This is a genomic window from Pseudomonas sp. NPDC085632, assembly GCF_044541255.1.
Classification (GTDB): Bacteria; Pseudomonadota; Gammaproteobacteria; order Pseudomonadales; family Pseudomonadaceae; genus Aquipseudomonas.
Window position 1 is genome coordinate 86,258 of sequence record NZ_JBITSX010000014.1, and the last position, 20,779, is coordinate 107,036.

The 20,779-nt window shown below is 60.2% G+C and carries 20 protein-coding genes; 7 read left to right on the forward strand and 13 right to left on the reverse strand.

The features are described from left to right. Position 1: 1 nt before the first annotated feature. From ACIF4X_RS12600 to ACIF4X_RS12625, 6 genes are all read right to left on the reverse strand, one after another. Positions 2-1,057, reverse strand: coding sequence for an ABC transporter ATP-binding protein (locus tag ACIF4X_RS12600; protein ID WP_397482362.1), 1,056 nt, complete (start codon positions 1,055-1,057; stop codon positions 2-4). Positions 1,058-1,070: 13 nt separating this feature from the next. Further along, a complete protein-coding gene (locus tag ACIF4X_RS12605; protein WP_311882821.1) occupies positions 1,071-1,919 on the reverse strand; it encodes an ABC transporter permease in 849 nt (282 codons plus the stop codon). Next, positions 1,916-2,824 (reverse strand): ABC transporter permease, encoded by a 909-nt coding sequence (locus ACIF4X_RS12610; protein ID WP_397482363.1) that lies wholly within the window; start codon positions 2,822-2,824, stop codon positions 1,916-1,918. Before ACIF4X_RS12610 ends, ACIF4X_RS12605 begins: the two co-directional genes overlap by 4 nt. A 186-nt stretch (positions 2,825-3,010) precedes the next feature. After that, positions 3,011-4,114, reverse strand: coding sequence for an ABC transporter substrate-binding protein (locus ACIF4X_RS12615; protein ID WP_093430534.1), 1,104 nt, complete (start codon positions 4,112-4,114; stop codon positions 3,011-3,013). A 217-nt stretch (positions 4,115-4,331) separates the two neighbouring features. Further along, positions 4,332-5,780, reverse strand: coding sequence for an aldehyde dehydrogenase family protein (locus ACIF4X_RS12620; protein ID WP_397482378.1), 1,449 nt, complete (start codon positions 5,778-5,780; stop codon positions 4,332-4,334). Beyond that, the gene (locus ACIF4X_RS12625; protein ID WP_397482379.1) at positions 5,780-7,417 is read right to left on the reverse strand and encodes a 5-guanidino-2-oxopentanoate decarboxylase; all 1,638 of its coding nucleotides are present in this window, start codon (positions 7,415-7,417) and stop codon (positions 5,780-5,782) included. The genes ACIF4X_RS12620 and ACIF4X_RS12625 overlap by 1 nt, the downstream gene beginning before the upstream one ends. A 137-nt stretch (positions 7,418-7,554) precedes the next feature. Here ACIF4X_RS12625 and ACIF4X_RS12630 point away from each other — a divergent pair, with 137 nt between their 5' ends. Beyond that, the gene (locus ACIF4X_RS12630; RefSeq protein WP_397482364.1) at positions 7,555-8,436 is read left to right on the forward strand and encodes a LysR substrate-binding domain-containing protein; all 882 of its coding nucleotides are present in this window, start codon (positions 7,555-7,557) and stop codon (positions 8,434-8,436) included. 196 nt (positions 8,437-8,632) lie between these two features. Here the strand turns inward: ACIF4X_RS12630 and ACIF4X_RS12635 are convergent, their stop codons facing one another. Together ACIF4X_RS12635 and ACIF4X_RS12640 are read right to left on the reverse strand one after the other, a co-directional pair. After that, positions 8,633-9,247 (reverse strand): NAD(P)-dependent oxidoreductase, encoded by a 615-nt coding sequence (locus ACIF4X_RS12635; protein ID WP_397482365.1) that lies wholly within the window; start codon positions 9,245-9,247, stop codon positions 8,633-8,635. Positions 9,248-9,292: 45 nt separating this feature from the next. Continuing rightward, positions 9,293-10,171 (reverse strand): MBL fold metallo-hydrolase, encoded by an 879-nt coding sequence (locus ACIF4X_RS12640; protein ID WP_397482366.1) that lies wholly within the window; start codon positions 10,169-10,171, stop codon positions 9,293-9,295. Between the two features lie 113 nt (positions 10,172-10,284). Here ACIF4X_RS12640 and ACIF4X_RS12645 point away from each other — a divergent pair, with 113 nt between their 5' ends. Both ACIF4X_RS12645 and ACIF4X_RS12650 read left to right on the forward strand, forming a co-directional pair. Then, positions 10,285-11,190, forward strand: a complete 906-nt coding sequence (locus tag ACIF4X_RS12645) for a LysR family transcriptional regulator (RefSeq protein WP_397482367.1) — start codon at positions 10,285-10,287, stop codon at positions 11,188-11,190. A 130-nt stretch (positions 11,191-11,320) separates the two neighbouring features. Next, positions 11,321-11,497 carry a hypothetical protein gene (locus ACIF4X_RS12650; protein ID WP_008085463.1) on the forward strand — a complete coding sequence of 59 codons (177 nt, stop codon included), beginning with the start codon at positions 11,321-11,323 and terminating at the stop codon, positions 11,495-11,497. 133 nt (positions 11,498-11,630) lie between these two features. Here ACIF4X_RS12650 and ACIF4X_RS12655 read toward each other — a convergent pair whose 3' ends face one another. Next, the gene (locus ACIF4X_RS12655; RefSeq protein ID WP_397482368.1) at positions 11,631-12,515 is read right to left on the reverse strand and encodes a helix-turn-helix domain-containing protein; all 885 of its coding nucleotides are present in this window, start codon (positions 12,513-12,515) and stop codon (positions 11,631-11,633) included. Between the two features lie 186 nt (positions 12,516-12,701). Here ACIF4X_RS12655 and pobA point away from each other — a divergent pair, with 186 nt between their 5' ends. Then, the gene (gene pobA / locus ACIF4X_RS12660; RefSeq protein WP_397482380.1) at positions 12,702-13,886 is read left to right on the forward strand and encodes a 4-hydroxybenzoate 3-monooxygenase; all 1,185 of its coding nucleotides are present in this window, start codon (positions 12,702-12,704) and stop codon (positions 13,884-13,886) included. Positions 13,887-13,965: 79 nt separating this feature from the next. Beyond that, positions 13,966-15,483: an MDR family MFS transporter gene (locus ACIF4X_RS12665; protein WP_397482369.1), complete on the forward strand. Its 1,518-nt coding sequence runs from the start codon at positions 13,966-13,968 to the stop codon at positions 15,481-15,483. Positions 15,484-15,569: 86 nt separating this feature from the next. On the opposite strand, the gene ACIF4X_RS12670 is transcribed toward ACIF4X_RS12665, so the two are convergent. The 4 genes from ACIF4X_RS12670 to ACIF4X_RS12685 all read right to left on the reverse strand — a co-directional run bounded on the left by ACIF4X_RS12670 (position 15,570) and on the right by ACIF4X_RS12685 (position 19,509). Beyond that, complete coding sequence (locus ACIF4X_RS12670; RefSeq protein WP_397482370.1) at positions 15,570-16,418, reverse strand: cache domain-containing protein; 849 nt, start codon at positions 16,416-16,418, stop codon at positions 15,570-15,572. Positions 16,419-16,548: 130 nt separating this feature from the next. Next, positions 16,549-17,403 (reverse strand): ATPase, encoded by an 855-nt coding sequence (locus tag ACIF4X_RS12675; RefSeq protein ID WP_397482371.1) that lies wholly within the window; start codon positions 17,401-17,403, stop codon positions 16,549-16,551. Positions 17,404-17,519: 116 nt separating this feature from the next. After that, on the reverse strand, positions 17,520-18,512 hold the full coding sequence (locus ACIF4X_RS12680) for an NAD-dependent epimerase/dehydratase family protein (protein ID WP_397482372.1): 993 nt from the start codon (positions 18,510-18,512) through the stop codon (positions 17,520-17,522). 97 nt (positions 18,513-18,609) lie between these two features. After that, a complete protein-coding gene (locus ACIF4X_RS12685) occupies positions 18,610-19,509 on the reverse strand; it encodes a LysR family transcriptional regulator ArgP (RefSeq protein ID WP_397482373.1) in 900 nt (299 codons plus the stop codon). A gap of 96 nt (positions 19,510-19,605) precedes the next feature. Here ACIF4X_RS12685 and ACIF4X_RS12690 point away from each other — a divergent pair, with 96 nt between their 5' ends. After that, entirely contained in the window at positions 19,606-20,007 is a 402-nt protein-coding gene (locus ACIF4X_RS12690) for an ACT domain-containing protein (protein ID WP_397482374.1), read from the forward strand. A gap of 5 nt (positions 20,008-20,012) precedes the next feature. Next, a complete protein-coding gene (locus tag ACIF4X_RS12695; RefSeq protein ID WP_397482375.1) occupies positions 20,013-20,615 on the forward strand; it encodes a LysE/ArgO family amino acid transporter in 603 nt (200 codons plus the stop codon). The last annotated feature ends 164 nt before the right edge of the window (positions 20,616-20,779 follow it).

The window sequence follows — 20,779 nt, forward strand, 5'->3', positions numbered from 1 at the left end:
TCTAAGCCCCCAACACCCGACAAGCCTCCGCCGGCAACGTCACCGACACCGGATGCCCGATCCCCAATCCGATCCCCTGACACGGCGTACTCAACGCCGTAAACGTCACGCCGGAACACTCCACCGTGGTCTCGATGGTCGCGCCGATATCGCGCACAAACGTCACTTTGCCAAGCAACCGATTCCCCGCCGTCGCTTGCGGTGCCGACAGTTGCAGGTCTTCCGGGCGAATCAGCATTTTCACTTTCTGCCCGACGACAATGCTGCTGCAGATCGGCACTTGCAGCGCATCACCACCCGGCAGGCTGACCTTGCCGTCGCCCAGTGCCGTGGCCGGAAAGATGTTGCCCGAACCAATGAAGTCAGCGACAAACTCGTTGGCCGGATGCCGATAGATTTCGATCGGCGTACCGATCTGCTGCACCTTGTGCTCGCCCAGCACCACGACGATGTCGGCCATGGTCATCGCTTCGCGCTGGTCGTGGGTGACCATGATCGTGGTGATATTCAAGCGCTGTTGCAGTTGGCGAATTTCCACCTGCATCGACTCACGCAGCTTGGCGTCGAGCGCCGACAGCGGCTCATCGAGCAGGAGGATTTTCGGGTGCGAGGCAATCGCCCGGGCAATTGCCACGCGCTGGCGCTGGCCGCCGGAGAGTTTTGCCACCGGGCGATCGATCATCGCCTGCAACTGGATCAGCTCCAGCAATTCCACCACCCGTTTCTGCTGATCAGCCTTGCTGACGCCGCGCAACTTCAGCGGGTAGGCGATGTTCTCGCCGACGGTCATGTGTGGGAACAGCGCCAGCGACTGAAAGACCATGCCGAAGTTGCGCAGGTGCGCCGGGGTCTGGCCGATGTCTTCGCCGTCCAGACGAATCTCGCCACCGCTGAGGGTTTCCAGCCCGGCGATCATCCGCAGCAAAGTGGTTTTGCCGCAGCCGGAGGGGCCGAGGAAACACACCAGTTTGCCCTCCGGCAAATGCAGGTTGACGTCTTGTACCGCGCACGCCGAGCCGTAGAATTTCTCGACGTTTTCCAGAATCAGACCAGTCATGTTGCACCTCAAATCAAAAGGAAACGCCACCCTCGCCCACCAGCTTCTCCAGCGCCCAGATCAGGACGAAGTCGATCAGCACGATCAGCACGGCAAACGAGAACACGGTAGGGTCGAGCGATGACACGGTGCGGCTGTACATCCAGATCGGCACGGTCATGACGTCGATGGTGTAGAGAAAATAGGTCACGGTGAATTCGTTGAACGAGACGATGAACGCCAGCAGCATGCCCGCCAGAATCCCCGACTTCATCAACGGCACCACCACATCGACAATCGCGCGCAGCGGCGAGGCACCAAGCATCCGTGCTGCTTCCTCGACTTCACTGCCGATGGAAAGCATCGCCGCGGTGCAGTTCTTCACCACAAACGGCAAGGCCAGAATCACGTGGGCAATCACCAGCCGCGAGGTGGTCATGTGGAACGGCAGGCTGTCGAACACCAACAACAACGCCAGGCCCAACACCACCATCGGAAACACCAGCGGCAGCGACATCAGTTGCAGCGCCACGGCTTTGCCACGGAACTCGCAGCGGGTCAGCGCATAAGCGGCGGGCACCGCAATCAGCGTGGCAAAAACCATGGTCAGGCACGATACCAACAGACTGGTGGCCATCGCCTGGCCGAGGCTGAGCACGTCGCTGGCATCCGGCGACACGAAGGTGTGCCAGGCCGCTTTGTACCATTGCAGGCTGTAGCTGCTCGGCGGGAAGTCGAGGTTCGACGCGCCGCTGAACGACATGACGATCATGGTCAGGATCGGCAACACCGCCAGCAGTAAAATGAAGCCGGAGAGGATGCCGGCGAATTTGCCGGTTTCGCCGGGCAACAGCGCCATGCGCTTGTTGGTCAGGGCACTCATTGCGAAGCCTCCAGCAGACGCCGACGACGGCCAGTGATGTATTCAGAGAGCGTCATGATCGCCAGCGTGGTGACAATCAGCACCACCCCGGCAGCAGACGCGGCAGGCCAGTTCATCAGCGGCGCGATCTGGTCATGCACCATCACCGCGAGCATCGGCACGCGCCGGCCACCGAGCAGCAACGGCACCACGAAGCTGCTGGCGTTGTAGGCGAACACCAACGTTGCGCCGGTGATGATCCCGGGCAAACTCATCGGCAACACCACTTGGCGGAACACCTGAAAACGGCTGGCGCCGAGGGTCGCCGCAGCCTCTTCGTAGGTGCGGGCGACACCGCGCATGGCGCTGGCGATCGGCAGCACGGCGAGCGGAAACGCTGTTTGCACCAAGCCCATCAGGACGCCGTTCTGGTTGTACAGCAACATGATCGGCCGCTTGATCAGGCCGAGGCCCATCAGCGCCTGATTGAGCATGCCGGCGGGGCCGAGAATCACCAGCCAGCCGTAGCTTTGCAGCAGCAGATTGACCAGCAACGGCAGCAGCACCGCAGCGAGAAAAATCCGCCGCAGGAACGGCGAGGTCAGCCGCGACATGGTGTACGCCACCGGGATCGCCAGCACCACGGCAATCACCGCGCTGATCAGCGCCAAACGCAGGGTCAGCAGCAAGGACTTCAGGTAATAGGGTTCGAGCAACTGGGCGTAGCTGGCCAGGCTGAAACCTGTCCACTCGGCGCCTTTGGTGCCGACGCTCATGCGCAGCACCAGCAGGCTGGCGGCAATCAGCACGCCGAGAAACAGCATCGACGGCGTGAGGAAAAGCCACGCCCGCGCGGTCGGAGAAACGCCGCGCGCCGCGCGCACGCCAGCGACACCGACCGGTTGGGTCAGGGATTGATGTTCCATAGCAATGATCTCGTCAATGGAAAAACAACTGACAAACACAACTCTCCAAACCACCGAGCCCCTGTGGGAGCTGGCTTGCCAGCGATAGCAATCTGTCAGTGACATCATTGTCGACAGGTAGGCCGTCATCGCTGGCAAGCCAGCTCCCACAAGGGTTTTTTGGTGTTTTGAAGGTTTGTGTTCGGCTCAGGAAGAAAAAATTTCCGTATAGCGACGAATCCATTGGTCATGCACGGTGGCCAGGAAGGCGTTGTCGTGCATGATCGCCTTCTCGGCAATCTGCTCCGGCGTGAGGATGAACGGGCTCTTGCGCGCTTCGGCGGAGATGATCGCCTTGGCGTTGACCGGGCCGTTGAAGATGTCCTCGGCCATCTTGCCCTGCACCAGCGGATCGAGGGAGTGGTCGATAAACGCGTAGGCCAGATCGGTATCGCCCGGACGATTCTTCGGCATCACCGAGAGCATCAGGTCGGTGTAGAACCCTTCCTTCATGCCGAAGGTAGCGCCGAGGCCATAGTTCGGATCGCGAATCTGCTTGGGGAAAAATGCCGGTGCATAGAGGCCGCCCATGTCCAGCGAACCGGTGCGGAACAACTCGGCAATCTGGTTCGGATTTTCACCCAACGTCACCACGCGATCCTTGAGTTCGGCGAGTTTCTTGAAGCCTGGCTCGATGTTGTGTTCGTCACCGCCGGCCAGTTTCGCGGCGATGATGATCAGGTCCATTGCTTCGGTCCAGTTCGGCGGCGGCAGGAAAATATTCGGCGCCAGATCGGCGTCCCACAGCGCGGCGTAACTGCTCGGTGCCTCTTTCTGCGTGCGGGTGCTGTAGACCAGACTGTTGCACCACAACAGGTAACCGATACCGTGGCCATTGGCGCCAGTGCGGTATTTTTCCGGGACGTCGACCAGGTTGGGAATGCGGTTGAGGTCGGGTTTTTCCAGCAATCCGGCGGCGGCCAGACCTTCGGCGCCGACACCCGCCAGGGTGATGATGTCGTACTGCGGACGGTCACCACCGGCCTTGAGTTTGGCGACCATTTCCGAGGTGCTGCCGGTGCGGTCAGCGATGACTTTGGCGCCGGTCTTGGCTTCGAACGTGGCGGCGATGTTGCGCAGTGCGGCGAGGCCGGTGTCATCCGACCAGGTCAGCAAGCGCAGGGTCTTGCCGGCGAACCGCGTGTCGCTGGCACTCGCCCGGATGAAGGGCATGCTCAGGGCGGCCGCCGCCACCGAGGCGACGCCGACGGTTTTAATGAATTGACGCCTGTTCAGATCGTGCTCGCCCATGACGGACTCCCTTTGTTCTTTTAAGTATGAGGTTGGTCGCAACCGTTGCATCCGCGCGGCCGGATCCGCGCCAAGCCCCGTTTTACAAGGGCTTGAGCGCTGCCGACGGGTTCATCCTGAGGTCGTGCAAAACACCTGACTATCGATAAAAACTCATTGAAGCCATGACGCCGACGCATGCCTCGTTGCGAGGCATGCGCTGACCTTTTTCGGGCGTTCAGAGCGCCCGGATCACGTGTTTGATTTCCTGAAATGCGGCCAGGCCCCACGGCCCCAATTCGCGGCCGATGCTGCTCTGCTTGTAACCGCCCCACGCGGTTTGCGGGAAGATCACTTGCGGCGCGTTGAGCCACACCAGCCCCGCCTGCAGGGCGTTGGCGACTCGGTCGGCCGTTTCGGCGTTACGCGTCACCACACTGGCGACGAGGCCGAACTGGCTGTCGTTGGCCAAGGCGATTGCTTCGGCTTCGCTGCTGAAACGGCGCACGCACAGCACCGGGCCGAAAATCTCTTCGCACCACAGCGCACTGTCCAGGGGCACGTCGGTGAACACCGTCGGCTGCAAAAAATAGCCGCGCGGCAAATCCGCCGGACGATTGCCGCCACAAAGCAGCTTCGCCCCAGCGCTCAGACCGCGATCGATGTGCCCGAGCACACGCTGGTATTGCGCCTGATTGACCAGTGCGCCCATCTCCACGTCCGGGTCGAACGGATCCGCCACGCGAATTGCTTGCGCACGCTTTTGCAAACGCTCGAGGAATTCATCCGCCAGTTCATCGGCCACCAGTACGCGACTGGTGGCCGAGCACATCTGGCCGGCGTTGAAGAAACCGCCACCGCAGGCCAACTCGACCGCCAGCTCCAGATCGGCATCGTCCAGCACCAGCAGCGAGGATTTGCCGCCCAGTTCCAGGCTCACGCCCTTCACCGTTTCAGCAGCGCGCTGCATCACTTGGACACCGACGGCGTTGCTGCCAGTGAACGAGATCTTGGCAATACGCGGATCCGCCGACAGCGGCGCGCCCACCGCCAGACCGGTGCCGCAGACGACGTTGAACACACCGTTGGGCAGGCCGGCTTCGGCGATGATCGCCGCCAGCTCCAGCTCTGGCAGCGGCGTGACTTCCGACGGCTTCAGCACCACGCAGCACCCTGCGGCCAGCGCCGGGGCGAGTTTCCACGCGGTGGTGACCATCGGGAAATTCCACGGCACGATCAGCCCGACCACACCGCACGGCTCGCGGCGCAGGCGTGCGCTGAAATCATCGCTGGGCAGCAGCACGTTGCTGTCCTGCTTCGCGTCGAGGCCTTCGGCGAGTTCGGCGTAATACTCGAACGTGGCGATCACGTCGTCGACGTCGATGGCCGCTTCGAACTGCGGTTTGCCGTTGTTGCTCGATTGCAGGTTCATCAAATGATCGCGACCGTTGCGCACGCCATCGGCGATATTGCGCAGGATCGCGCCGCGTTCGGCACCGCTGGTTTGCGACCAGTCCCTGAACGCTGCAGTGGCAGCAGCAACCGCTTGCTCGACCGCTTGCTCGTCACCGCCATTGACCGTGGTCAGCAGCGCTTCGGTGGCCGGGTTGATCACCCGCAGATGTTCGCGGCCGGCCGACCATTGGCCATTGATGTAGAGACCGTCGAGTGTGGTTGGAAAACTGATCATTGGGCCACCGCCTGCATCCACTGGTTCTGGTCGATTTCGATCACGGTCGGGCCTTGGCGATCGGTCGCCGCACGCAGTGCGCCACGCAATTGTTCCACCGAGCTGATCGCTTCGGCAGCGCAACCGAGGGCCCTGGCCACACCGATAAAGTCCGGGGTGTAGATGTCGACACCGACCGGCTCAATGGCGCGGTTGACCATGTATTTCTTGATCTCTTCGTAGCCCTGGTTATTCCACAACAGGACGATCACCGGCGTGCGCGCTTCGACGGCGCTGGCCAGTTCCGGCAAGGTGAATTGCAAACCGCCGTCGCCGATCAGGCACACCACCGGTGGCCGCGCGCCTTTGTCGAGCTGTCCACCGAGCCAAGCGCCAATCGCGGCCGGCAACGCATAGCCGAGGGTGCCGTAACCGGTCGACGAGTTGAACCAGCGACGCGGACGCTCCGGGTTGAAGGTGAGGTTGCCGGTGTAGACCGGTTGCGTGGAGTCGCCGACGAACACCGCGTCCGGCAATTCATGCAGCACGGTTTCGAGGAAACGGGTTTGCGCCAGCGTCGGGGCATCCCAGTTCGCGGCCAGGTCCTCACGCAGACGCGCCGCGCGCACCTGGCCCCAATCGTTGCGGCGCTCGGCCAAAGGTTTGTGCGACAAGGCGCTGAGCAGCGCTTGCGCGGCGTTGCGCGAATCGGCAACCAATGCGACGTGTGGCGGATAGTTACGCACGGTCTGATCAGCGTCGATGTCGATGCGCAGCAGTTTGCCGGGAATCTCGAAGCCGCCAGCGAAGGTCACGTCGTAATCGGTTTCGGCCAGTTCAGTGCCGATCGCCAGCACCACATCGGCATCGGCAACCAGCGCGCGAGTGGCGATGAGGCTTTGTGTCGAGCCGATCAGCAGCGGATGCGTCGACGGTAACAGGCCTTTGGCGTTGATGGTCAGCGCCACGGGAGCATCGAGCAGTTCGGCCAGTTCGGTGAGTTCGGCTGCAGCATCGATTGCACCGCCACCGGCGAGAATCAATGGCCGTTGAGCACCGGCCAGCAACTCACTCATGCGGCTCACCGCAACGGGGGCGGCACCGGCGCGGTCGATGTTGACCGGAACACTGGCGAGCAGTTCATCGGCGTCTTCGACCAATACGTCCAGCGGGATTTCGATGTGCACCGGACGCGGGCGCCCGGCCTGGAACAACGCGAATGCGCGAGCGAGCACGCCCGGCAATTCCGACGCCGACATCAGCGTGTGGGAGAACGCCGCAACGCCAGCGACCAATGCGCTCTGGTTCGGCAACTCGTGCAGCTTGCCGCGCCCGCCGCCCAACTGGTTGCGGCTCTGCACGCTGGAGATCACCAGCATCGGGATCGAATCGGCGTAAGCCTGGCCCATGGCGGTGGTGATGTTGGTCATGCCCGGCCCGGTGATGATGAAGCACACACCCGGTTTGCCGCTGGTGCGCGCATAACCGTCGGCCATAAAGCCAGCGCCCTGCTCATGCCGTGGGGTGACATGGTTGATGCTCGAACGGGCCAGCCCGCGATACAGCTCCACGGTATGCACACCGGGAATGCCGAACACCTGCTCGACCCCATAATCTTCGAGTAACTTGACCAGTACTTCGCCACACGTCGCCATGTCGTTGCCCTTCTTGTTCGTTTGAGACACAAGGCCCATGCGGGCCTTCGATGGGCTCATTGAACGGTCGGCAGGTAGCGGCAACAATCGATTAAAAGTCATACTAGCCATGTCCTCACGTCATACCTTGGATCCACATGAAACGACTGCCTCCCCTGCCCGCCCTGCATACGTTTCTGATCACCGCGCAGTGCTGCAACTTCACCCGGGCCGCCGAGCAGTTGCACATCACTCAGGGCGCGGTGAGCCGGCAGATCGCCGGGCTGGAAGATCATCTGGGGTATGAATTGTTCATTCGTCTGGCCCGGGGTCTGGAGCTGACGGCTGAAGGACGTGAGTGGCTGCCACAAGTGGAGAAGGTCTTCGGTCTGATTACCGAGGCCACCGAGCAAATCGGTCTCAAGCGCGAAACCCTGCAACTCAAGGCGCCGAGCTGTGTCATGCGCTGGCTGGTGCCGCGCCTGCTGCAATGGCAAAAGGAGCGCCCGGATGTGCCGGTCAAACTGACCACCACGTTGGCCCATGGCGTGGATTTTCAACGTGAGCAATTCGATGCAGCGGTGATTTATGGAACACCACCGGATAACTCGTCGACTGCGCTGCATCTGTTCGATGAACAACTGACCCCGGTCTGTTCACCGGCACTGTTGAAAGGCCCGCCAGCGTTGTCCGAAACAGCCGATCTGCAACAGCACTTGTTGCTGCATCCGACTCCCGACACTCAGGACTGGAAGGTGTGGCTGACGGCGGCCGAGTTGCAGCTGAATAACGTGAACATGGGCCAGCATTTCGAAACGCTGGATCAGGCGATGTCGATGGCGTCGCATGGGACGGGGGTGGCGATTGGCGATTGGTCGTTGATCGGCGATGACCTGCGTGCCGGGCGGCTGGTGATGCCGTTTGAGTTGAAGGTGAAGACGGGGTTGGCGTATTTCGTCGTGGTGCCTGCCGGAACCGAGCCTTCGCCGCAGCTGGAAGAGCTGATGATCTGGCTGGTTGAGCAGGCGCATTTGCGGTGAAGCCTTTTCCCTCACCCTAACCCTCTCCCAGAGGGAGAGGGGACTGATTGGGGGATGCTCTAGAAATGCGCCGACGTGAAATTACTGTGTTGAATCCATAATCGACTTGATCGCTCAGGTCGATGTACAACGCCAGACACCTCGGTCGGCTCCCTCTCCCTCCGGGAGAGGGCTGGGGTGAGGGGAAAGCTTTAATTCAATACCCGACAGTAAACCGCTGACGCGAATGCTTCGGCGTTTCCACTTCGTCGATCAGCGCAATCGCGTAATCGGCAAAGGTGATCCAGCTACGTCCTTCAGCGCTCACCAGCAAATGATCCTTGCCGACACGAAACTTGCCGCTGCGCTCACCTTCGACAAACTCCGCCGACGGCGAAAGGAACGTCCAGTCCAGCGCCTGCTCCTGACCCAACGCCTCAAGAAACGCCGCACCCGCACTGGCCTCAACTTTGTACTCCGCCGGGAAACCCGCACTGTCGATCACTCGCGTGTCGTCCGGCAGCAACAACGAACCGGCACCGCCGACCACCAGCAAACGCTTCGCTCCCGCCTGCTTCACCGGCCCGACAATCGCCGCCGCAGGGACGGTGGCGAAATGTGCGGCGGTGATCACCACATCGTGACCAGCCACCGCGTCTTGCAACGCTGCTGAATCCAGCACATCGACATTTTTGCTGACCACACCGGCACGCGCGCCGATCTTCGAGGTGTCGCGTGCGATAGCGGTAACACTATGGCCACGACGCAGGGCTTCTTCCAGCAGTTGGCTACCGGCGCGGCCGGTGGCACCAATGATTGCGATCTTGCTCATGACATTCTCCAGTTGGCTTGAGAGTGCTGCGTTTTCAGAATCGGCTTACCACTGCATTTCACCCTTGGCGACTTTCGCGCTCAGCTCCAGCGAGCTTTCCTCGCCGAGTGTCGGGTAGCGTTTTTTCATCGCCTTGATCAGTGCGACGGAATCTTTGGCCTTGGCGGTTTCCACGTCGAAAGCTTTAATGTAGTCGGCGGTGAATTTCACGCTGGCCAGCGAACGGCTGCTGTTGCCAAGGTAATGACCCGGCACCACGGTGTTTGGCTTGAGGGTTTCAATCGAGCGCAACGTTTCCAGCCAGTCGGCGTGGGATTGCGCGGTCTGGGTGTCGGCCATCCACACGTGGATCTTCTCGGCGACAACCACGCCACCGACCACGGCTTTGAGCGACGGAATCCACACAAAGCTGCGATCCGGCTGCTTGCCCTCAAGGCCGACCACCTGCAACTTCTGCCCTTCGAGCACCAGGCTGTCGCCCTTGAGCACGCCCGGCACGATGGTCTTCGCCGGAACGTCGGCGCCCATTTTCGGGCCCCAGAATGCCAGTTTGCCGGCGACGGTTTTGTTGATGTGGTCGACGGTCGGCTGCGAAGCCAGCACCTTGGCGTCAGGGAACGCCTGGGTCAGCGTGTCGAGACCGAAGTAGTAATCAGGGTCACCGTGACTGATGTAAATGGTGGTCAGGTGCTTGCCGCTGGCGCGGATTTTTTCCACGACTTGTTCAGCCTGGGATTTGCCGAATTGCGCATCGACCAGGATCGCGTCTTTCTCGCCGCTGACCAGCACCGAGGTCACCGGGAAAATCGCGTTGGTTCCGGGGTTGTAGACGTCGAGGGTCAGGTTGGCTGCCGCTGCATGCGCGGCGAAACCCAGGGAAGCGCTGGCGAGCAGAACGCGTTTGAGTGTGGTGAAGCCGATCATGAGTTGCTCCGGTGTCCGAATGCCTTCTTGGCGATGGGACAGAGCTTAGTTGCCTGACTCAGTACAAAAAATGCGATGCTTGAACATAGTTTGTTTCTGAAAGCGGGCAAATCATGGATCGTCTCCAAGCAATGCGGGTATTTGTCACCGTGGTGGATCTGGGCAGCCAGTCGGCCGCAGCCGATCATCTGGACCTTTCGCGACCGGTGGTTTCACGTTATCTGGCAGAGCTGGAAGATTGGGTTGGCGCACGCCTGATGCACCGCACCACGCGCAAATTGAGCCTGACCGCCGCCGGCAGTGAAATTCTGCCGCGCTGTCGGCAAATGATCGAACTGTCGACAGACATGCAAGCCGCCGTCAGCGAACCCCATGATGCCCCGCGCGGGTTGCTGCGGATCAGCGTCAGCACCTCGTTCGGCCAGGCGCAACTGGCCGATGCGATGGCCGCTTACGTCAAACGTTATCCCGGTGTCAGCATCGACATGCAAATGCTCGATCGCACGGTGAATCTGGTGGATGAGCGCATCGATCTGGCGATTCGCACCAGCAACGATCTCGACCCCAACCTGATCGCCCGACGCCTGACCGTTTGTCGCTCGGTGGTGTGTGCCGCGCCAGCGTATCTGCAAGAACACCCGGCGCCGTTACAGGTCGAGGAGTTGAGTCGACACAACTGCCTGACGCACTCGTATTTCGGCAAGAGCCTGTGGCATTTCGAGGAGGATGGCGAACCAGTTTCGGTGCCGGTGCAAGGCAATATCAGCGCCAACGAGGCCAGCACATTGTTGCGTGCGACGCTGGCGGGCGCGGGGGTGGCGATGCTGCCGACCTATCAGGCCGGCGTGCATATTCATAGCGGTGAACTGGTGCGACTGCTACCGAATGCCGAGCCGCGGCAGATGAACATCTACGCGGTGTACGCCTCGCGCAAACACATGCCGGCAGCGTTGCGCAGCATGCTGGATTTTCTGGTGCTCAGATTCCCCGAAAACCCCGAATGGGATACTGGATTCTAAAAATCAAAAGATCGCAGCCTTCGGCAGCTCCTACATGGATCGGTGTAGGAGCTGCCGAAGGCTGCGATCTTTTGATCTTGTTCTATGCTGAAAGTAATACCGCAGGGTATGTCGTTCAGAGGTCTATGCCATGAACATCAAAACAAGAAGGTACTTCGCGATTTTCATTACCTGCGCCGCCACCCTGGCGCTGTACGGCACCGCTGCCTGGCGGGTCGAACAGCTGCGACAGCTGCCGCGCGAGTATGCGAGCTGCAACTTCGAGCGGTGCATTCCGCACAATGCCACATTGAACGCGCTGCGCTGAGGCTTAGGTTGACTCATTACCTGTGGGAGCTGGCTTGCCAGCGATTGCGGTCTGACATTCAGCATTGAAGGTGACTGGGCCATCGCTATCGCTGGCAAGCCAGCTCCCACAGGTTTTTGCTGTGGTTATGAGATTAATGCTCGGCCTTCAGGCTGTCGCGGAAAGCCTTGGGTGATATCCCCACCCGGCGCCGAAACAGCCGCGTGAAGTTGGTCGGATCGGAAAACCCCAACAATTCCGACATCTCGTAAATCGTCATGCTGGTGTAGGTCAGCAAGCGCTTGGCCTCCAGCAACTGCCGTTCATGCATGATCTGCAACGCCGGCTGTCCCGCCAGCTCACGGCAGGTGCCGTTGAGGTGCGATACCGAAATGCCCAGTCGATGGGCCAGGTCTTCGACTTTCACGTGCTGGCGATAAGTCTCCTCCACCAACTGAATAAAGCCATTGAGGTATTCCCGCTGACGTTGCGGGCGCTGACTGGCTTTGTGGCGCACGATGGCCTGGCGGCTGACCCAGACCATGATCACGCTGACCAGCGAATGCATGAGCATTTCCCGCGCCGGTTGATGGCCGTTGTACTCGGCCTGCAACGCCGAAAACAGGCTGTTGAGATATTCACCGTCGTGGCCGGCAGGGTAGTTTTCCGCCAGGGCCAAGGCATGCACCGCCTCACCCAGTTGCGCCTGCAAGTGATTGATCAGCGGTGTAGCGAGGGTAACGATGAACCCCTCGACGTCTTCGGAAAAACGAAAGCCGTGCACCGATAACGGTGGCAGCACTTGAATGGCCGGGGTCTGGAGTTGCGTGCGTTGCCCTTCGATCTCAAGCTCTGCCTGACCTTTGAAGACGAAGAGTAATTGGCACAAATCAGCATGGCGATGGGGTTTGATTTCCCATTCATGTTCGCGACTGCGGGAGGAAATGGTTTCACAGTGCAGCAAGTCGGGGGTCGGCCAGTCCAGGCTTTCACCGTAGAGCTTGAACACTGGAATCGAAGGCAGCTCAGGCTTGTTCATCACTTCAATCCAGGCCTCGGGGTTGTGGGCGATAATCGCACCGATTGGCAGAATGTACAGGTATCGGCTCAGTTTTCACCTTCAATTGACAGACCCGCAAGGGAAAAATGCAAGCACTCGATCCATAAAAATCATTCACCGGTCCTGGCCGCGTGAAGCTTGCGAGTCATAAAAACAATGAAAACGCTGAAAACCCAAGTCGCCATTATTGGCGCCGGTCCGTCCGGATTGCTTCTCGGCCAGTTGTTGCACAACGCCGGCATCGACACCCTCATCATCGAACGTCAGACACCCGATTATGTCCTCGGCCGCATCCGCGCCGGTGTGCTTGAACAGGGCATGGTAGAGCTGTTGCGTCAGGCTGGCGTGAGTCAGCGTATGGACGCAGAAGGTCTGGTTCACGGCGGTTTCGATCTGGCTCTCGACGGGCGTCAGGTGCACATTGATCTGCACGCATTGACCGGCGGCAAGACCGTGATGATCTACGGCCAGACCGAAGTCACCCGCGACCTGATGGCCGCTCGTCGGGACGCTGGCGCGCCGACCATTTACCAAGCACGCGATGTCGTTCCTCATGGCATGAAAAGCGACGAAGCTTTTGTCACCTTCGAAAAGGACGGCGAAACCTTTCGCGTCGATTGCGACTACATCGCCGGTTGCGATGGTTTCCACGGCGTTGCTCGCCAGTCGATTCCGGCCGATAGCCTGAAAGTGTTCGAGCGGGTTTATCCGTTTGGCTGGCTGGGTATTCTGGCCGACACGCCGCCGGTGCATGACGAATTGGTCTACGCCCGCCATGAACGCGGCTTTGCCTTGTGTAGCATGCGTTCGGCCACCCGCACCCGCTATTACCTGCAAGTGCCGGCGGATGAAAACGTCGATGACTGGAGCGATCAGCGCTTTTGGAATGAGTTGAAAAATCGCCTGCCGATAGAGCTTGCCGAAAAACTGGTCACTGGCCCGTCGATTGAAAAAAGCATCGCGCCGCTGCGCAGCTTCGTGGTTGAACCGATGCAGTATGGGCGGATGTTTCTGGTCGGCGACGCTGCGCATATCGTCCCGCCGACCGGCGCCAAGGGTTTGAATCTGGCGGCGAGTGACGTCAGCACGCTGTTCAATATTCTGCTGAAGGTGTACCGCGACGGGCGTACCGATCTGCTCGAAAAGTATTCGGAAATCTGCCTGCGCCGCGTCTGGAAAGCCGAACGTTTTTCCTGGTGGATGACCTCGATGCTGCACCGCTTCGATGATCACGACGCTTTCAGCCAACGTATCAGTGCCTCGGAACTCGACTACTTTGTCAGTTCAGAAGCAGGGCGAAAAACCATTGCAGAAAATTACGTCGGACTTCCTTATGAGGCTATCGAATAGCCTGCTACCGACTTACACTGGCGAGCATCCCCGCTCGCCTGACGATCTGCGGGACTCTCACTGCCCGCAGGTTTTGCCCGTGACCAATCTCAATCAACCTGAAACGCCCAAACCGGCCATTCGCAGCGTGCTGGTCGCGCTGATGATGGCGATCTTTCTCGGCGCGCTCGACCAGACCATCGTTGCCGTATCGATGCCGGCCATTTCTGCTCAGTTCAAGGACGTCAGCCTGCTGGCCTGGGTGATTTCCGGGTACATGGTGGCGATGACCGTGGCGGTGCCGATCTACGGCAAGCTCGGTGACTTGTACGGGCGGCGCAAACTGATGCTGTTCGGCATGGGCCTGTTCACCCTTGCCTCGTTGTTTTGCGGCATGGCGCAGAGCATGGAGCAACTGGTGCTGGCGCGGATCCTTCAGGGTATCGGCGCTGGCGGAATGATCTCGGTGAGTCAGGCGATCATCGGCGACATCGTGCCGCCGCGTGAACGCGGGCGTTATCAGGGTTACTTCAGCAGCATGTATGCGGTGGCCAGTGTCGCCGGTCCGGTGCTCGGCGGTTACATGACCGAATATCTGTCTTGGCGTTGGGTATTTCTGATCAACCTGCCGCTGGGACTTGGCGCGTATTGGGTGGCGCGACGCAATCTGCGCGGCTTGCCGATTCCGCAACGCAAACCGGTCATCGACTACCTCGGCACACTGTTGATGATCATCGGCCTGACCGCCCTGCTATTGGGCATTACTCAGGTCGGCCAGGGTCATTCGTGGCGCAGCGCTGAAGTACTCGGTTTGTTCGCTTGTGCGGTGGTGGCGCTGGCGGTGTTTGTCTGGCATGAGCGGCGTGCCCGTGAGCCATTGCTGCCGATGCACCTGTTCGCCAACCGCAATGCGCTGCTGTGCTGGTGCACGATTTTCTTCACCAGTTTCCAGGCGATTTCGCTGATTGTGCTGATGCCGTTGCGTTTCCAGAGCGTCACCGGTGCTGGCGCCGACAGCGCCGCCCTGCACTTGCTGCCGTTGGCGATGGGCTTGCCGATTGGTGCGTATTTCGCTGGTCGTCGCACGTCGATTACCGGGCGTTACAAGCCGCAGATCCTGACCGGCGCGATCCTGATGCCGATTTCGATCCTCGGCATGGCGTTCAGTCCACCAGAGGCGACGCTGCTCAGCGGCTTGTTCATGCTGCTCAGCGGGATTGCCGGTGGCATGCAATTCCCGACATCGCTGGTGGGTACACAGAACTCTGTGGAGCAACGCGATATCGGCGTGGCCACCAGCACCACCAACCTGTTCCGCTCCCTCGGCGGCGCAGTGGGCGTGGCGTTGATGTCGGCGTTGCTACTGGCGTTGCTGCAGAATTCCAGTTTTGCCCACCTGGCGAGCAGCTCACTGATGAGCGAAGGGCATTCCGGCAACGTTTTGCTCGACGGTTTGAACGCCGCGCCGGGGGATGCGCAGAACGCCTTGCGTGCGGAATTGTTGGTCACGTTCCGGCATTTGTTGTGGGTGAGTGCGGCGGTGTCGTTGCTGGGATTGGCGGCAGCGATTGCGATGCCGAACAACCTGCTGCGCGGCCGTGAGCACGGCGCCAAATAACCGCAAAAAGATCGCAGCCTTCGGCAGCTCCTACATGGGAATGCATAACCCTGTAGGAGCTGCCGGAGACTGCGATCTTTTGATCTTCAAGGGCTGTAGTAACCGACTGCAACGAGGAAATGCCCGGCCTTCTTCAGATAGGCATGCTTGTCCTCGACCTTGCCGGTCACCGGGTTTTTCCAGCGGTATTCATATTCACCCTCATCCTGCTTGCCGATCAGCGCCAGAATCGGCTCGCCCACTGGTTTGCCTTCCGGGTCCTTGACCTTGCCGAAGTCGGTATTGATCAAGCGCAGATTGGTGCCGTGAGCGACATAGCGCTGGGTGTTCAGATCGACGACGAACACGTACAAGTCATCCTGCAGGTAGCCGCCCTTGAGCGAGTTGATCGCGCTCAGCGTGCCCTTCTCGTCCTTGCCTAAATCGGCAGCGGCTTTATCGAGCAGGGCTTTGGCCTGCTCGGCCGACGCTCGCGGCAAGTAGTAACCCACCGCCAGAATCCGCTGGCCGATGCGCTGGTAATACACATGCTTGCGCTCGACCTTGCCGTCAGTCTGGTTCTGCCAACGGTACTCGGCTTGCTGAATGCCATTGCCCTCGGGGACCAGCAACGCTTCCTTGAACGCCTTCTGCAAATCCGGGCCGAGTACTTCACTGACGTCACGACCGATCAACGCCGATGAAGGCCCGCCACTGGCAAGCATCACGCCCTTGGTATCGACCACGAATACATAGCGATCCTTGTCGACGAACTCGCCCTGACGGCTGAACGCGGCGAACGCCTTGTCGCCATTGTCGTGGTAATAGGCCAGGGCTTTTTCCAGCAAAGCGATGGCGGCCTGACTGTCATCCTTGGCGGCAGTGGCGGCGCTGGCCTGGCCGAAACCGGCCAGTAACATCACGCCCAACCAGGCCACTTTATGCAAAAACCCCATAGCGCATCCCTCGTTCTTGTTGGTGTTTCAAGAGCGTAGACGGCTTGGAGTCATGTATGGATATTCAGGAAGTTTCTGAACGTGTCGCGAATCCGGTGGTGAGGAAAACCTCACCACCGTTGATCAAGTCTTACGGGCGGGCGTTGATCTGCTGCTGCAGATTCTGGATCTGCGCCTGCAACGTATTGATGTTGCGGGTCATCTGCCCACGGAAGGCGTCGAACTCTGCGGTATTGCCGCCGCCCTGCGGCGCTGCCGGACGGTTGTCCTGCTCGCTTTTAAGTACGACGATTTCCTGCTCGAGGCGATCGATCGCCGCGCTCGGATTGCCCTGTTTCTTCAACGCGGCAATATCGGCGCCGAGGCTTTTGAACTGAGCGTCAAAAGCCTTCAACTGGGCATCGACCTTACTGGTGTCGGCCGGCGTGCTTTTCACCGTCGCCAGTTCCGCAGTCAAGGCTTTGACCTGCGCCTGCAACTGGGTATTGGCGTTCTGTTGTTCGGTGGTCTGCGCGGTCATCTGCGCCAGGCGCTTATCGAGATCGCTGGCCTGCCCTGCTACGCCTTGCTGCTGTTTGCTCTGATCGAGCAGCTTGCCTTCCAGCTGTTTGATTTGCAGCTTCAAGGCTTCGCTGTCACTGGTGACGTTGGACTGACTGGCGACGACCTTGCCGGAAATATCCTGCAGGCGCCCCGCCGCTTCTTCACTGATGCGTGCAAAGCTTTCCTGGGTCGCGACCAGTTGCTGCTCCATCAGGGAAATCTGCTGAAAACTCCACCAGGCCAAGCCGATGAAGGCGAAGAACAACGCGCCGACCAATGCCCACAGCGGCCCGGTGCTCGCGGCTTTGACCTTGACCACCGGTGGCGTGCGCGAGTGCACGGAGGTGCGGGCGGTGGTCGGAATGTCATCGTCGTCGAAGGTGTCGGCACGCAGGCTCGGGACATCATCGAAATCGTCGTGGGCATCATTACGCATGGACATTGAGGCAACCTTTGTGAAACGCGGTGATGGCTAAATGCTGCGAAGTATAACCGCCGCAGCCGCAGGGATTGACCCCCAAGCGGCTACACGGTTCATTGCCGCCCGGCCGAATCGTTTCAACGGATGTCCTGAGCTTTCCACCACGCACAGAACTCATCCAGCGCCGACCACAGGCTGACTTTCGGATCGTAGTCGAGATAATGCCGGGCGCGGCTGATGTCGAGGGTGAAATTTTTTTTCATTACCTGCATGCCCAGGCGCGACAGGGTTGGCTCCGGACGTCCGGGCCAGAGCTTGCACGCACCTTCGTTGAGCGCCGCGACGCTGTAGGCCAGACCATACGAACGGTACTTGGTGACTTGCGGCACTTCCATTTTGCGCATCACGTAATTGACCACATCCCACAGTGGCACCGGCGCGCCATTGCTGATGTTGTAGGCCTTGCCCAGCGCGGAGCCGGCGGCGAGCAAACTGCTGAGCATCGCTTCGTTGAGGTTGTGCACACTGGTGAAATCGACCTTGTTCAGGCCATTGCCGATGATCGCAAGACGGCCCTTGCGTTGCATGTTGAGCAGGCGCGGGAAGATGCTCATGTCGCCGGCGCCGGTGACGAAACGCGGGCGCAGGGCGATGGTTTCGAGGCCGAACTCCTGCGCACCGAAGACCTTTTGCTCGGCCAGGTACTTGGTCGCGGCGTAGTGATGTTTGAAGCGCTTGGGCACTTGCTCTTCGGTCAGGTTGAAGTGATCGCGGCCGTCGAAATAGATCGATGGCGACGACAGATGCACCAGGCGCCGGACGCGCTGCTTCAGGCAGGCTTCGACAACGTTTTCGGTGACCTGCACGTTACCTTGATGAAAGTCTTGATAGCGGCCCCACAGTCCGACGGCGCCCGCGCAATGCACCACGGCTTCAACATCGCAGCACAGCTCACGGACCAGATCGGGATCGGTCAGATCGCCGGGGACAAACTCGGCGCCACGGCGCACCAGATGTTCGACGCTCTCGGCCCGGCGACCGTTGACCCGCACGTCCAGGCCCTGCTCCAGAGCGAAACGCGCAAAGCGTCCGCCAATGAAGCCGCTTGCGCCGGTGACCAGAATTTTCATGCAAAGCTCCAATGAAACCAGCTGCGAGCTTCAAGCTTCGAGCTGCAAGATTAAAACAGTGTGCAAGCGCTTTAACTTGCCGCTTGCAGCTTGACGCTCATGGCTGCTTCCAGGGCACCAGCCATTGCGCCGATGAACGCACCAATTGCTCGGTCAGCAAGCCTAGAAGCTGACCGCCATTGCGCCAATGATGCCAGTACAACGGCACGTCGATCGGTTTATCTGGCAGCAGTTCGCGCAACAACCCACGCTGCAACTGATCGCGCACTTGCAGTTCCGGCACCAGCCCCCAGCCCAGTCCGGCTTCGGTCAGGCGGATAAAGCCCTCCGAAGACGGGCACAAATGGTGTTCGAATCCGCCATCGACGCCCAACGAGGCGAGATAGCGGTGCTGGAGAAAGTCGTCCGGGCCGAACACCAGCGCAGGTGTGCGCGGCAATTGTTCGGCGCGAACGCCATCGGGGAAATGCCGCTCGATGAACGCCGGGCTGGCCAGCGCGCGATAACGCATCGCGCCGAGCAACACACTGCGTGCACCGGCCACCGGCCGTTCACTGGCGCAGAGGCACGCGGCGACTTCACCGGCGCGCATGCGTTTGAGGCCGACGGTCTGGTCTTCGACGATCAGATCGAGCAGCAAATGTTGTTCGGCGCAAAAATTACCCACCGCTTCGGCCCACCAGGTGGCGAGGCTGTCGGCATTCAATGCGATGCGCAGACGCTCTGGCAGCCCCTCTTCGTCCAGCGCGGGCACCAGGGTTTGCAAGTCACGCTCAAGCAAACGCACTTGCTGCACATGGTTGAGCAGACGCCGGCCTATTTCGGTCGGCGACGGCGGCGTGCCGCGAATCAGTACCGGTTGGCCGACCCGCGCTTCGAGCAGTTTGATCCGCTGCGAAATCGCCGATTGCGACAAGCCGAGCACTTGCGCGGCCCGTTCGAAACCGGCCTGCTCGACCACGGCGGCCAGAGCGGACAGCAATTTATAGTCGAACATCAGTTTTCCTAATGAGCGATCAGCACTATTGGTTTTTCTTATACAGGTTTCGACCGGAGAATAGCCAGCAAGCACTCTTTCTCAAGGACCACACTGATGGCTGGCGAAACTTCACTCTCGACGTTGTTGCGCAGCATGAGCCCGCAACTCAACACCGGCGAATACGTGTTCTGCACCCTGCGCGACGATGTATTGCCGAGCGGTCTGGAGGTTGTCGGCAGCTTCCGTGAACAGGAAGGCCTGACAGTGATTCTGCAACGCGCCCATGCCGAACAGGCCGGCTTCAGCTTCGACTACGTCGCGGCGTGGATCACCTTGAATGTGCATTCGGCGCTGGAAGCGGTGGGCCTCACCGCCGCGTTTGCCACAGCGTTGGGCAAGGCCGGGATCAGTTGCAACGTGATCGCCGGTTACTACCACGACCATTTGTTCGTCGGCCAGGCCGATGCCGAGCGCGCCATGCAAGTGCTGCGTGATCTCGCAGCCAACGCGGAGTAATTCTTATGTGGCAAAGCTATGTGAACGGCCTGTTGGTGGCGTTCGGGCTGATCATGGCGATCGGCACGCAGAATGCTTTTGTCTTGGCGCAAAGCCTGCGCCGTGAGCACCATTTGCCAGTGGCGGCACTGTGCGTGGTCTGCGATGCGCTGCTGGTTGCGGCCGGAGTGTTCGGGCTGGCGACGGTTCTGGCGCAGAACCCGACACTGCTGGCGATAGCCCGTTGGGGCGGCGCGACATTTTTGATCTGGTACGGCAGCCAGGCGTTGCGCCGGGCCTGTTCGAAACAAAGCATGGGTCAAGGTGAAAACCAGACCGTGCGCTCGCTGCGCGCGGTGATGCTCAGTGCTCTGGCAGTGACACTGCTCAACCCGCACGTTTATCTGGATACGGTGTTGCTGATCGGCTCGCTCGGCGCACAGCAATCGGTGCCGGGTGCTTATGTGGTCGGTGCGGCGAGTGCTTCGCTGCTGTGGTTTTTCACCTTGGCATTGGGTGCAGCGTGGTTGGCACCGTGGCTGGCGCGGCCAAGTACCTGGCGGATCCTTGATCTGGTGGTGGCGTTGATGATGTTCACGGTCGCCGGACAACTGATATTGGCATCCTGATTTATTCCAAACAGCTCTGGAACCTCTATCCCACACAGTTGTTGCGTGGTTATGGCGCACCCCCGGTGCTATGATCGAAACCCTGCGCCGCAAAGAGTAAAAACTCGCCGGTGCATTTCTGGCCGGGTCGAGCATCCGGTGCTGAACAAACTCGCCGAGCGCGG